The sequence below is a fragment of the Nocardia suismassiliense genome, from assembly GCF_900269665.1.
GTDB lineage: Bacteria > Actinomycetota > Actinomycetes > Mycobacteriales > Mycobacteriaceae > Nocardia > Nocardia suismassiliense.
In genome coordinates this window covers 3,577,979-3,590,266 of record NZ_LT985361.1, presented here as the reverse complement: position 1 = coordinate 3,590,266, position 12,288 = coordinate 3,577,979, and the positions used below count along the sequence as shown (strand labels likewise).

Below are 12,288 nucleotides of genomic sequence, written 5' to 3'. Positions count from 1 at the left end.
GCAGTTTTACCATCGGATCCGCTGTGGCGCCGGTCGAGTATGCCTGGCAGCGCGGCAATCTCCGTCGTCGCGGGATACCGCAGCGCCATCGGTGATTACCGGCGAGCCAGCGGTTATCGGCTCGGGGACAAACGGGTTCGCACGTGGGGGACGCAGCCATGCGATGTGTGAGGTGTGTCATGTTCCTTCATGTTGTGTCTATACCCCCCAGGGGTATATGTTTTCTGCGTAGCAAGACCAAGATCCGAGAGGACGAGACGATGACCACACCGACCCACACCGATCACCACGGCGCGCACGAAGGACACGATCAGCACGCCGCGCACGGGGCTCCAGTTGCCCACGCCGGACACGGGGCGATCGACCACGCTGGGCATGGTGAGCACGCCGGACACGGGGCTCCGGTAGCCCACGCCGGGCACGGCGGTGGACTGCCCGGCGGACTCCTGATCACCCAGGACGGCTACACCCTGCAACTCCTCGAGCCGATCGGCACACCCGGTGCGATCGACTTCCGGTTCCGTATCCTCGGCCCGGATGGCGCGCCGGTCACCGAGTACACCGCCATCCACGATCGCCAACTGCACCTGATCGTGGTGCGGCGGGAGCTGACGGGCTTCTGGCACGTGCATCCCGAACTCGCTGCAGACGGGACCTGGGCCGTGCGTCTCGATCTCCCCACCGCAGGCATGTATCGCGTCTTCACCGATATCGCACCACGAGCGCTCGGCAAGACCATCACCCTCGGCGCGGATCTCGCTGTCGCAGGTATATACGAGCCGCGCCCGACCCCGGCGGCCGCGCGCACCGCGCTGGTGGACGGGTACGAAGTGACCCTCGACGGCGAACTGGTCCCGGACGAGGGGCGGCTGCTCACCCTCACCGTGCGCAAAGACGGTGAGCCGGTCACGGACTTGCAGCCCTACTTGGCCGCCTACGGTCACCTGGTGGTCATCCGCGCCGGCGATCTCGCCTATGTGCACGTACACCCGAATGGTGAACCCGGCGACGGGGTTACCGCGCCCGGTCCGGACGTCGCGTTCCACACCGTCGTCCCCGGGCCCGGAACCTACCGGCTGTTCTTGGATTTCAAGCACGGTGATGTCGTGCGCACCGCCGCGTTCACCGCGACCGCCCTCTAAACCCCTTCCCCAAGAGAGGATCTCGTCATGTGCGAGTGCTGCTGTCCCGGCCGCCGTGATCCACCCCACCTGATTCGAGGAAGTGTTTTCCATGCGTTCCACGTCCATGAGCGCCACCCTGTTCGCGCACCGTGACTATTTGAAACTGTTCACCGCTCAGCTCTCCGCGCTCTTCGGTACCGGATTGACCACCGTCGCATTGGGTTTGCTCGCTTACGAGCTCGCCGGCGGTAACGCGGCGGCCGTGCTCGGCACCGCATTGACCATCAAGATGCTGGTCTACGTCACCGTCGCACCGGTAGTGGCCGCTTATGCCGACCGCTTTCCCCGTCGGCTATTTCTGGTGTCACTCAATGGGATTCGATCAGTAGTCGTACTGGCACTGCCGTTCATCGACCAGGTGTGGCAGATCTATCTGCTCATCGCCCTGTTGCAAACCGCCTCGGCCGCTTTCACTCCCACCTATCAGGCGATCATTCCCGATATTCTGCCCAACGAGCGTGAATACACCCGGGCGCTCTCGGCGGCCCAAACGGCCGCGACCATGGAAACACTGCTGAGCCCGATGCTCGCCGCGGCCGCACTGGCGGTGATCAGCTTCCATTGGCTGTTCGTGGGCACGGCAATCGGATTCGTCGTCTCGGCCACCCTGGTCCTTGCCACCCGGATCCCGAACGCGACCGCCGGAACGCCGGGCTCCTTCCGGGAGCGCAGCACGGTGGGCATGCGGATCTTCGCCGCGACGCCCCGGTTGCGCGGTCTGCTCGGCCTCAACCTCGTGGTCGCGGCCGCCGGGTCGGTGATCATGGTCAACACAGTGAACTATGTCCGCGACACTCTCGGTGGGACGCAATCCGGAGTGGCGATGCTGTTGGCCGCCAACGGGTTGGGCACCATGGTGATTGCCTTGGCCTTGCCCGGCGTGCTCGACCGGATCGGCGCACGGCCGGTCATGCTCGCGGGTGCGGCCGTGCTGCTGCTCGGCCTCGGGTCGGGTATCACGCTGTCGACCGCGGGTAGCGGTGACTGGCGCTGGACCGGCGCGATCGCGGTATGGGCAGTGATCGGTGCGGGTACCGCGGCGATCCTCACGCCGATCGGCCAGGTTCTGCGGCGCTCGTCGTTACCCGCCGACCGGCCCGCGCTCTTCGCGGCCCAGTTCTCGCTGTCGCACCTGGCCTGGCTGATCACCTACCCGATCGCCGGATGGCTCACCACCGCCGCCGGTTTCACCGCCACGTGGGTCACCCTCACCGCCCTTGCCGGCGTGGGAATCACTGTGGCACTGCGGATGTGGCCGCGCCACGACCCCGAGGTGGTGACCCACCTGCACGAAATCGGCACCATCGACCCGGCCCGCCTCGCCGACGCCGTCCGTGTGGACGATCGTTTCTACCGGCACACCCATGCCTACGTCATCGACGCCGACCACCGCCGCTGGCCCACCCTGGCGACTCGGCAGCGCGAAACCGCCGTAGCGGCTTGATCATTGCCGACGCCACACCACGGCCCTGGGATCGGACGAACCACCGACCCAGGGCCGCTCCCGTTCCGAGTTCCGTCGGTTGGCCCTCGGGGACCTCGATTTGCGGGCCGACGAATGCGCCTATCTGTAGGCCGTAAAGAAACCGACGAGTTGGTGCAATAGTTCCAGATGGCAGGTATGTTGGCGATCGTGCGTACCGAGGGAGATACCTGGGACATCAACACCAGCGTCGGGTCCACGGCACTGTTCGTCGCCGCGGCTCGCGCTCTGGCCGCGCGCGGCCCCGATCCGCTGGCCGTCGATCCGCTCGCCGAGGTCTTCGTGCGCGCCGCGGGACCGGAGTGGGCCGATCTGCTCGACGGCAAGGCGCCCGAGCATCCGCTCCTGGACCCCGACTTCGGCCTGCCCTTCCAAACCTTCCAGGCCGCGCGCACCAAATACTTCGACGACTATTTCGCGGCGGCCGTCGCCGCGGGCGTGCGCCAGATCGTCATTCTGGCCGCCGGCCTCGACGCACGTGCTTACCGCCTACCCTGGCCCGACGGCACGGTCGTCTACGAACTCGACCGCCCGCAGGTGCTGGAATTCAAGCGGCAGACCTTGGCCGCCCACGGCGACAAGCCCCGCGCCGACCGCCGCGAGGTAGCGGTGGATCTGCGCGAGGACTGGCCGAAAGCATTGCGCGAGAAGGGCTTCGATTCCGCCGCCCCGACCGCCTGGCTCGCCGAAGGGCTACTCCCCTACCTTCCCGCCACCGCCGTCGATCAACTGTTCGCCGCTGTCGACCGAGACAGCGCTCCCGGCAGCCGCGTCGCCATCGAAGAACTGGACCCACTCCCCGACCAGGCCCACACCGCACTGCTCGAAGATCCCGACTCCGCCCCGCACAGCTGGATCGACTGGGCACATCTGATCTACAACGAGCAGCGCAGCGACGCCGTGCAATGGTTCGCCGCGCACGACTGGTACGCCACCGGCATCACCCTGGCCGACTACCTCGACTCGGTGGGCCGCAAGACCGAACCGACCTCGGACACACCCCTCTCGCTACCGACGCTGGCCCGGCTGACCACCGCTATCCGCCCCTGAGTTGGGCGAAGGAGGCAACTCGGCGATAGCGATGCTTGATTGAGCGGTGCCCGCGGGGATATTCCGCGATCATGGAACCCGCCAGGAGCCATTCGGAGATCCACCTCGAGGTCGACGGTGTGCGGCACGCATTACGGGTCGACAACCGCACCACCCTGCTGGACGCGTTGCGCGAAAATCTCGGCGTGACCGCACCGAAGAAGGGGTGTGATCACGGTCAGTGCGGATCGTGCACGGTACTGCTGGACGGTCGCCGCGCCACCACCTGCTTGACCTTCGCGGTCGCCCAGGACGGTGCTTCCGTCGTCACCGCAGCCGGGCTCGCGACAGGTGATGATCTGCACCCGGTACAGCAGGCCTTCATCGAGCAGGACGGCTTCCAGTGCGGGTATTGCACGCCCGGCCAAGTGTGTTCGGCGGTCGGCATGCTCGACGAGGTAGCGGCCGGGCAACCCAGCTTCGTCACCGAGGACCTCGACACGGAGCCGGCCCTGACCGACACCGAGATCCGCGAACGGATGAGCGGGAATCTGTGCCGATGCGCCGCGTATCCCAATATTCTCGCGGCGATCCGGCAGGCGGCGTCGGCATGATCCCCTTCGAATATCGGCGGGCCGGCACCGTCGAGGACGCGGTCGCGGCGGTAGCGGATCGGCCGGAGGCGATGTTTCTCGCGGGTGGCACGAATCTGGTCGACCATATGAAGCTCGGCGTGGCCGCGCCGTCGCTGCTGGTCGATATCGGGCAACTGCCGCTGAGCGAGATCACCGAACTGCCGGACGGCGGCCTGCGGATCGGGGCGGGTGTGCGCAACACCGATCTGGCGGTGCACCCGCTGGTTCGTTCTCGGTTCCCCGTGCTGTCGCGCGCCTTGCTGTCGGGTGCGTCGGGGCAGCTGCGGAATCTAGCGACCACCGGCGGAAATCTGTTGCAGCGGACCAGATGCGTGTATTTCCAAGACATCACCACGCCGTGCAACAAGCGCGAACCGGGCACCGGTTGCGCCGCGATCGGCGGCTATGTCCGCTACCACGCGATCCTGGGTGCGTCGGAACACTGTGTGGCCGTTCATCCTTCGGATATGGCGGTGGCGATGGCCGCGCTCGACGCGAAGGTGGTGGTGAAGGGGGGCAACGGCGAATCGCGGATACCCCTCACCGAATTTCATCGACTGCCCGGTGACCGCCCCGAACTCGACACAGTCCTCACCCACGGCCAGCTCATCACCGCAGTGGAGTTGCCCGCCCCGCCCACCGGCGCACGTTCGACCTACCGGAAGGTGCGCGACCGGGCCTCGTACGCCTTCGCCCTCGTATCGGTCGCCGCCGAACTGACCCACACCGGGAACGGGGAAATCGCCTCTGCACGTGTCGCATTCGGCGGTGTCGCGCACAAGCCGTGGCGAGCCCGCGAAGCCGAGGCGGTTCTCCATGGCTCCCCCGCGACAGAGGAAGCCTTCGAGGCAGCCGCCGAGTCCGAACTGGCGCAGGCAAAACCTCTGGAAGGCAACGAATTCAAGGTCGAGCTGGCCCGCCGGACACTGGTCGCGACGCTGCGGTCACTCACCGAACCCACCACCGCAGAGCAGGTGCGCTGATGACTCTCATCGAAGCGGCCGCGATGGGCACCTCGCCCACTCGCCTCGATGGCCCCGCGAAAGTCACCGGCACCGCACCGTATGCGTTCGAACATCAGGTGGACCAGCCGACGTATCTCCATCCGGTGCAAGCGACCATCGCGCGCGGCCGAGTGAGCGCGATGGATGTCTCCGCGGCCACCCGGCTCGACGGAGCCGTCGCCGTGCTCACCGTTTTCGACGCGCCGAAACTGGCGGATACCTCCGACGGTGAACTGACCATCCTGCAGGACAACGACGTTCACTTCCGCGGCCAGCTGATCGGTGCGGTGATCGCCGAGACGCCCGAAATCGCCAGGCACGCCGCCTCTTTAGTGGAGGTGACTTATCAGCGCCAGCAAGCAGAGGTCGAGTTCCGCGGCGACCGCGCCGATCTATACGCACCGGAGGAAGTCAGCTCGTCGTTTCCGACGGACACCGACGTCGGCGACCTCGATGCGGCACTGGCCGCCGCCGAGGTGACCATCGACCAGACCTACATCACCCCGATAGAACACAACAACCCGTTGGAACCGCATGCGTGCATCGCCGTCTGGCAGGAGGGCGACGACGGGCCGCGGGTCACCCTCTACGACTCCACCCAGGGCGTGCATACCGTCCGCACCACCCTCGCGCCGCTGTTCGGACTGGAGCCGCACCAACTGCGCGTGATCGCGCCACACGTCGGCGGCGGCTTCGGCGCCAAAGGCGCCCCGCATGCCCACAACGTCCTCGCACTGCTGGCCGCGCAACGCAGCGGCGGCCGACCGGTCAAGCTGGCGCTCACCCGGCAGCAGATGTTCGCGCTGGTCGGTTACCGCACCCCGACCATCCAGCGCATCCGGCTCGGCGCTGATAGGAACGGAAAACTGACCGCGCTCGCCCACGACGTCATCGAACAGACCTCCCGCATCAAGGAATTCGCCGAGCAGACCGCGGTCTCGTCACGAATGATGTACCGGGTCCCGAACCGCCGCACGTCCCATCGCCTCGCCGCACTCGATGTGCCGGTGCCCTTCTGGATGCGCGCGCCCGGTGAGGCGCCCGGCATGTTCGCCGCCGAGGTCGCGATGGACGAACTCGCCGTCGCCTGCGCCATCGACCCGATCGAACTACGGATTCGGAACGAGCCCGACGCCGACCCGGAGTCGGGCCAACCGTGGTCCGGCCGCCACCTGATCGAATGCCTGCGTCGTGGTGCCGCCGAGTTCGATTGGGCCGCACGCGATCCCGCGCCGGGCGTCCGCCGCAGCGGCGAGTGGCTTATCGGCACCGGCGTCGCCGCATCCACCTATCCCGCGACCGAATCACCGGGAAACGCCGCCCGCATCGAGTTCACCGCGGACCACAGCTACCTCGTCCAGATCGGCGCCGCCGACATCGGCACCGGCACCTGGACCTCGCTCACCCAGATCGCCGCCGACGCCCTCGGCTGTGCCACCGATGCGATCCGGCTAGAGATCGGCGACACCGACCTGCCCGCCGCGTCGGTCGCAGGCGGCTCCTCCGGCATCACCTCGTGGGGAACCGCGATCGTCACCGCCGCCCGAGCATTCCGCGACAAACACGGCATCGCCCCGACCCCGGGCGCTGACGTCACCGTCGAGTCCGCCGAGAACCCCGACACCGACCACTTCGCCATGCACTCCTTCGGCGCCCAATTCGCCGAAACGTGGGTGAACCGGGACACCGGCGAAATCCGCGTACCCCGAATGCTCGGCGTCTTCTCGATCGGCCGCGCCATCAACCCCCGCATGCTGCGCTCCCAACTCATCGGCGGCATGACCTGGGGCCTCTCCATGGCCTTGCACGAGGAAAGCGTCCGCGACCCCCGCTACGGCCACGTCGTCACCCAGGACCTGGCCACCTACCACGTCAGCTCCCACGCCGACATAGGCACCATCGAAGCCCTCTGGCTCGACGACCCCGACCCCCACACCAACCCCATGGGCTCCCGCGGCGCAGGCGAAATCGGCATAGTAGGCGCCGCCGCCGCAATAACAAACGCCATCCACCACGCCACGGGAACCCGCCCCCGCACCCTCCCCATCACCCCCGACCACCTGTTGTAGCAGTCCCGCTAAATCCAGCCCTTCTCACGGGCTTTGAGCGCTGCCTCGTATCGGTTCGCGACACCCAGCTTCGCCATTGCCGAGGACAGGTAGTTGCGGGTGGTGCCGGGTGAGAGGTGGGCGCGTCTGGCGATGTCGTCGACGGAGGCGCCGTCGATGGCGTATTCGAGGACGTCGGCTTCGCGGGCGGTGAGCACGGTGTCGCCTGCGCTGATGGCTTCGGCGGCTAGTTCGGGGTCTACGTAGCGGCCGCCGTGGTGGACGGTGCGGATCACTTCGGCGAGGGTGGCGGCTGAGGCGGTCTTGGGCAGGAAGCCGCGCACGCCTGCGGCGAGGGCTCGTTTGAGATAACCGGGCCTGCCGTGGCTGGTGACGATCAAAGTGCCTGCGCCGGGCGTGAGTTGCTGCAGTGCCACTGCGGTTTCGATGCCGTCCATCCCGGGCATCTGCAGGTCGATGACGGCCACCGCGAGCGGCTCGTCGATACGGCGCCGCCACGCCGCGACGAGTTCCTCGCCGGAGCCGACGTGGTCGACCACCTCGAGGTCGGCTTCGAGGTCGAGCATGGTCGCCATGGCGGCTCGGATGAGCGTTTCGTCATCGGCCAGGAACACGGGAATCATTTGTTCTCCCAATGAATTTCGAGGATGAACTGGTCGGATGACGCGCGCGCGTCGAGGGACGCACCAAGGGGCGCGAGTCGCTCGGCGAGACCACGCAACCCGGACCGCTCGCCCGCCGGACCGTGCGGGCAGTCGTTGCGCAACGACATCCCCGCGTCACCGAGGGCGAGAACCGCCGAGGTCGCCGCCGAATGTTCGACGATATTCGTGGTGCCTTCCCGCACCACCCACGCAGCCACCTCATGGAACCGCGCGGGCACCTTCGCCGGATCGCCCTCGACAACGAGCCGGCACCCCACCGCCGACAGCAGCGAGCGCGCCCCCGCGACCTCGGTCATCAGGTCGATCCCCCGATAACCGCGAACCAGTTCGCGCATCTGCCCCATCGATTCGACGGCGAGCGTCTTGACCTCGTCCATCTCGGTGGCCGCGCGGTCGGCGTCCCCGGACCGCGACAACACCGCTGCCAGTTCACTTTTCACCGCGATCGCCGAGAACCCGCGACCGACGATGTCGTGCAGGTCCCGTGCGAAACGCAGTCGCTCCTCGGCCACCTGCAATTCGGCTTCGACCCCTTTCGCACGGTCCAGTTCTTCGACGACCCGCAGACCCCACAGGGTGAGCAACGTCGTGCCGAGGACGAAGCCGCCGAAAACGAAGGTGATCGCCACCGTGCTCAGCACCGTCGCCGGCGACGTACCGAAGCCGAGCCCGGTGGCGATGCTGAGTCCCAGCATGGCCCAACCTTTGTGCCGGAAGAACGGCACCACGGCGAACATCGCGAGTATCACCGCGTAAACGCCGGTCAGCCGCGCTTGGTCGACGGTCGACGCACTGGTGGCAAGCCTGGCGACCACGACACCGGCGAGCCACACCACCGCCAGCGTCACCACGGCGGTGGGCAGCGCCCATCGACGTAGCGCCGCACCCGACGACGACCTGGCGAACTCGGGTTGCACCTCGACCGCGACGACGGCGGCGATACCGCCGACCACGATCCCGACCGTCGACCACGACAAACCCGCGGTGACCGCCATGACGACGATCACCGCGGCGAGTCCCAGTTGCAGCGCGACCCGGCTGTAGACCCGGAACTTGGCCGGGCCCGACAGCCGGTGCCACCAGTCGGTCAGGCCGCTCAACCGCGGTCGTCCCAGCGGAAGCTCTTGCGGGTCAGCGCGAACGCCAGGACGGTCCATAGCGCCAGTGTGGCAAACGGGCGGCCGAGTTCGGCGAAGGTGCCCGCGAAGTCGAGCGCCACGTCGGTGGTGGCGGCGGTGGCGTGCCGCCCGGACGCACCGAGCGAGACGAGGTCGGAGATGGCCGCGAAGGGTGTCCAGTCGGCCAGGTCGCCCAAGCGGTCGGGCAGCACCTTCCGGATCGACGCGAGGCCGAGCATCGCGACCGTCATCACCGGTAGTGAGGTGATCTGGGCGGCCTCGGCGTTTTTGGTCACCGCACTGGTCGCAAGCGCGAGCAGGGAGAACAGGATGATTCCGCCCACAACAGCAACCGCAATCGCCAACGGATTGACGGGAGCGGGCGCACCCGTGCCGTAAACGACCGCCGCGACTACGAGAACGGTGGCAACCGTCACCAGCGCACCGGGCACAGTGGGCGCGGTCTGAATCTGCCAGTCCGCAGCCTCACCGGTGCGCAGTCGTTTCAACACGCCTTCGCTCCGGCGCGTGGTGACCATGGACAACACCGAGTAGTACTGCACGAACAGCAGCGCGACCAACGCGATCAGCTCGAACGTCATCGCCGCGGTCGCGGTCGTCGGTGCGGTGTCTTTGGTGGCGATGAAGTACGCGGCCAGCGAGATGCCGATCGGAAAGAACAGCGCCATGTAGACCAGCGTCTTGTTCCGCCGGAACTGCAGGTACTCGGCCTTGGCAAGCGCGGCGAGCGGTCGGCGGCGAAAGGTGGTGGTTGGTTTCACGAGGGTGGTCATCGGGTGGCTCCGATCAATTCGGGGGTGGTCGTCGGTGCGCCGACCGGCTCGTTGGCGACGTCCAGGAAGACCGACTCCAGGGAGGCGGCACGGGCTTCGAGCCCGCCCAGTTGCAGACCGTGCTCACGCGCCCAGCCCAGCAGTTCGAACAAATGCCCTTGCAGGTCATAGGTGTCGACGGTGACGCGGGCCTGCGCGTCGACCCGCGCGTCCCGCAGCTGCGGCAACGGCAGGCCGGGATGGTCGAATACGATCCGCGCCGGGTGACCGTCGACGATCTCACGCAGCGTGCCGGTGCGCGCGACCTCGCCCTTGTGCATGATCGCGATCCGGTCGGCCAGCGCCTCCGCCTCATCCAGGTAGTGCGTCGTGAGCACCATGGTCACGCCCGACGCTTTGAGGTCGGCGAGCAATTGCCAAGTGCCACGGCGGCTTTCCGGATCGAGGCCGGTGGTCGGCTCGTCGAGGAAGAGCAGCCGAGGCTGACCGACCAGGGCACACGCCATATCGACCCGGCGCTGCTCACCACCCGACAGCGAACCGACCCGGACGCCGGACCGATCGGCCAGATCCACCTGTGCCAGAACGATATCGGTGGTCGTCGGGTCGGTGCACGTCCCGCGCCACATCTCCAGCGTTTCGCGAACGGTCAGCTCAGCGGGCAGCCCACCGGACTGCAACATGATGCCGACCTGTGCGCGGACCTGCGCGCGGTCCCGGCGCGGGTCGAGGCCGAAAACCTCTACGACACCGGCGGATGGCGCGGCAAGCCCCTCCAGCATGTCGAGCGTCGACGTCTTACCGGCACCGTTCGTGCCGAGCAAGGCGAACACCTCCCCCTCGGCGACTCGCAGGTCCACCCCTTTGACCGCCTCGAAGGCGTCCTTGCCGTGCCCGTAGGTCCGGCGCAGGCCCTGTGCGGTGATGACATCGTGAATCGGTTGACCGCCGCGGTTCAGCGGGTTGCGATGTGCACTGTTCATGCTTCTACGATCACGGACTCCGGCCCTGGTCAGTAGTAAGCGCAGTCATCGAATCCGGATGAGTTACCGCATGGATCGGCCATGACAAAAGTCATCCCGGCAACGAGACCGGCATCCCCAGTTGCCGTGAGGTCCATTCCGCTGGAACGGTTTTCGGCATATTGTCGACTTCGGCAGCTGGATCCGCTGTCGTAGCTGTTTGCCCGAAGGAGCGTGCGATGTTCGACAAGAGGTTCTTCGCGCGGGTGGCGGTGGCCGCGGCAGGCAGTACGGCGATCGCGGTCGCGCTGGGCGGCGGTCTCGCGCAGGCGCAGGGGTCGACCACGGTCACCCCGGCCGACAATGCCATTTTCGCCCTCAGTCAGGGGCCGGTGACCTTCACGGTGGGTCAGCTGATCATCACGTGCGGCGAATCCGCCGCGGGCGGCAACGTGCCGATGGCGCCGGACAACCACAGTGCCACCGGACCGGTGGTGCTGACGTTCGGGCCGTTCGACGGTTCCTACTGCTCGACCAACGTGCCCGACCTCACCGCCGGCGTCACGAGCGGTGGACCCTGGCCGATCGCGGTGCAGCACGGTTCGCCGATCAACGCGACCCTGACGATTCCCGATGGTGGCATGTCGATCTCGCTGCGCGGGCCCGAGACGCGGTGCTCCCTCGGCATCGCGCCGAACGCACCCGCTTCGGTGCCTGCGACCTGGGTCAACGGCGAGCCGTCGACGCTGGTGGTCGACCGGGTCTCGGTGCCGATGCAGCCGTGGGGTCGCTACGGCTGCCCGACGGAGACGTCGGCCGTGTGGTCGGCCACCTACGCGATGACCAATCCCATGGGATCGGCGGCGATCACGGTCGGTCCGTGAGCCCAAACATTTTGCATTAGAACACTATTCGTCGCGGTCTACGATAGATGAGGGCGGCCTCGCCGACCTGCCCCACGACCCGAACGGAGAGCGGTCTCATGTCGGACACGAACAAGCGCAACCTCGTCTACTTCGAAAATCCGTCCATGCGCGGACTGTACGACGCCATGGAGGAGTGGCAGGCGGCCACCGACCGCCGCCTGTTGTCCATCAGCGTCCAGCAAGATCGGGACAACTACTGCGCCATCGCCCTCACCAACCCCACCGAGGTCGTGATCACCAGCGCCGACGGACACAACCACGCGAACGTCAGCCGGTTCGGGACGCTAGCCGTGGACGGGGTCTGACCACCGCTGGTACCGCCCCCGCCGGGGTGGTGCCAGCACTACCAGGAAGACGGGGGGCTGCCAGCTGACGATGACCTGCCTATCTCTCATAGCGTGACTGGAGTCCGCAGCAGA

At 67.2% G+C, this 12,288-nt stretch carries 12 protein-coding genes; 8 read left to right on the top strand and 4 right to left on the bottom strand.

All coding sequences use genetic code 11. The features are described 5' to 3' along the window. Nucleotides 1–260 precede the first annotated feature (260 nt). The 6 genes from DBO33_RS16195 to DBO33_RS16170 all read left to right on the top strand — a co-directional run bounded on the left by DBO33_RS16195 (nucleotide 261) and on the right by DBO33_RS16170 (nucleotide 7,404). Nucleotides 261–1,142: a hypothetical protein gene (locus DBO33_RS16195; protein WP_234390870.1), complete on the top strand. Its 882-nt coding sequence runs from the start codon at nucleotides 261–263 to the stop codon at nucleotides 1,140–1,142. Nucleotides 1,143–1,248: 106 nt separating this feature from the next. After that, nucleotides 1,249–2,628 (top strand): MFS transporter, encoded by a 1,380-nt coding sequence (locus DBO33_RS16190; protein WP_107655780.1) that lies wholly within the window; start codon nucleotides 1,249–1,251, stop codon nucleotides 2,626–2,628. A 189-nt stretch (nucleotides 2,629–2,817) separates the two neighbouring features. Beyond that, on the top strand, nucleotides 2,818–3,717 hold the full coding sequence (locus DBO33_RS16185; protein ID WP_107660320.1) for an SAM-dependent methyltransferase: 900 nt from the start codon (nucleotides 2,818–2,820) through the stop codon (nucleotides 3,715–3,717). 71 nt (nucleotides 3,718–3,788) lie between these two features. After that, entirely contained in the window at nucleotides 3,789–4,310 is a 522-nt protein-coding gene (locus DBO33_RS16180) for a 2Fe-2S iron-sulfur cluster-binding protein (RefSeq protein WP_107655779.1), read from the top strand. Next, nucleotides 4,307–5,314 carry an FAD binding domain-containing protein gene (locus DBO33_RS16175; protein WP_107655778.1) on the top strand — a complete coding sequence of 336 codons (1,008 nt, stop codon included), beginning with the start codon at nucleotides 4,307–4,309 and terminating at the stop codon, nucleotides 5,312–5,314. The genes DBO33_RS16180 and DBO33_RS16175 overlap by 4 nt, the downstream gene beginning before the upstream one ends. Continuing rightward, nucleotides 5,314–7,404: a xanthine dehydrogenase family protein molybdopterin-binding subunit gene (locus tag DBO33_RS16170; protein WP_107655777.1), complete on the top strand. Its 2,091-nt coding sequence runs from the start codon at nucleotides 5,314–5,316 to the stop codon at nucleotides 7,402–7,404. The genes DBO33_RS16175 and DBO33_RS16170 overlap by 1 nt, the downstream gene beginning before the upstream one ends. An 8-nt stretch (nucleotides 7,405–7,412) precedes the next feature. Here DBO33_RS16170 and DBO33_RS16165 read toward each other — a convergent pair whose 3' ends face one another. Genes DBO33_RS16165 through DBO33_RS16150 form a run of 4 tightly spaced genes read right to left on the bottom strand, consistent with a single transcriptional unit; the run spans nucleotide 7,413 to nucleotide 10,964 of the window. Then, nucleotides 7,413–8,027 (bottom strand): response regulator transcription factor, encoded by a 615-nt coding sequence (locus tag DBO33_RS16165; RefSeq protein ID WP_107655776.1) that lies wholly within the window; start codon nucleotides 8,025–8,027, stop codon nucleotides 7,413–7,415. After that, nucleotides 8,024–9,169 carry a sensor histidine kinase gene (locus DBO33_RS16160; RefSeq protein ID WP_234390869.1) on the bottom strand — a complete coding sequence of 382 codons (1,146 nt, stop codon included), beginning with the start codon at nucleotides 9,167–9,169 and terminating at the stop codon, nucleotides 8,024–8,026. The genes DBO33_RS16165 and DBO33_RS16160 overlap by 4 nt, the downstream gene beginning before the upstream one ends. Beyond that, nucleotides 9,166–9,981 (bottom strand): ABC transporter permease, encoded by an 816-nt coding sequence (locus DBO33_RS16155; RefSeq protein ID WP_107655775.1) that lies wholly within the window; start codon nucleotides 9,979–9,981, stop codon nucleotides 9,166–9,168. The genes DBO33_RS16160 and DBO33_RS16155 overlap by 4 nt, the downstream gene beginning before the upstream one ends. Next, nucleotides 9,978–10,964 (bottom strand): ABC transporter ATP-binding protein, encoded by a 987-nt coding sequence (locus DBO33_RS16150; RefSeq protein WP_199856654.1) that lies wholly within the window; start codon nucleotides 10,962–10,964, stop codon nucleotides 9,978–9,980. The genes DBO33_RS16155 and DBO33_RS16150 overlap by 4 nt, the downstream gene beginning before the upstream one ends. A gap of 218 nt (nucleotides 10,965–11,182) precedes the next feature. On the opposite strand from DBO33_RS16150, the gene DBO33_RS16145 reads away from it, so the two are divergent. Continuing rightward, nucleotides 11,183–11,827: a hypothetical protein gene (locus DBO33_RS16145; RefSeq protein WP_107655774.1), complete on the top strand. Its 645-nt coding sequence runs from the start codon at nucleotides 11,183–11,185 to the stop codon at nucleotides 11,825–11,827. A gap of 98 nt (nucleotides 11,828–11,925) precedes the next feature. Further along, a complete protein-coding gene (locus DBO33_RS16140; RefSeq protein WP_107655773.1) occupies nucleotides 11,926–12,174 on the top strand; it encodes a hypothetical protein in 249 nt (82 codons plus the stop codon). Nucleotides 12,175–12,288: the final 114 nt, after the last annotated feature.

Excerpts from the sequence above, each read along its gene's own strand:
- DBO33_RS16195 (WP_234390870.1), top strand. The coding sequence starts at position 261 with ATGACCACACCGACCCACACCGATCACCACGGCGCGCACGAAGGACAC.
- DBO33_RS16190 (WP_107655780.1), top strand. The coding sequence starts at position 1,249 with ATGAGCGCCACCCTGTTCGCGCACCGTGACTATTTGAAACTGTTCACC.
- DBO33_RS16180 (WP_107655779.1), top strand. The coding sequence starts at position 3,789 with ATGGAACCCGCCAGGAGCCATTCGGAGATCCACCTCGAGGTCGACGGT.
- DBO33_RS16175 (WP_107655778.1), top strand. The coding sequence starts at position 4,307 with ATGATCCCCTTCGAATATCGGCGGGCCGGCACCGTCGAGGACGCGGTC.
- DBO33_RS16170 (WP_107655777.1), top strand. The coding sequence starts at position 5,314 with ATGACTCTCATCGAAGCGGCCGCGATGGGCACCTCGCCCACTCGCCTC.
- DBO33_RS16165 (WP_107655776.1), bottom strand. The coding sequence starts at position 8,027 with ATGATTCCCGTGTTCCTGGCCGATGACGAAACGCTCATCCGAGCCGCC.
- DBO33_RS16155 (WP_107655775.1), bottom strand. The coding sequence starts at position 9,981 with ATGACCACCCTCGTGAAACCAACCACCACCTTTCGCCGCCGACCGCTC.
- DBO33_RS16150 (WP_199856654.1), bottom strand. The coding sequence starts at position 10,964 with ATGAACAGTGCACATCGCAACCCGCTGAACCGCGGCGGTCAACCGATT.
- DBO33_RS16145 (WP_107655774.1), top strand. The coding sequence starts at position 11,183 with ATGTTCGACAAGAGGTTCTTCGCGCGGGTGGCGGTGGCCGCGGCAGGC.
- DBO33_RS16140 (WP_107655773.1), top strand. The coding sequence starts at position 11,926 with ATGTCGGACACGAACAAGCGCAACCTCGTCTACTTCGAAAATCCGTCC.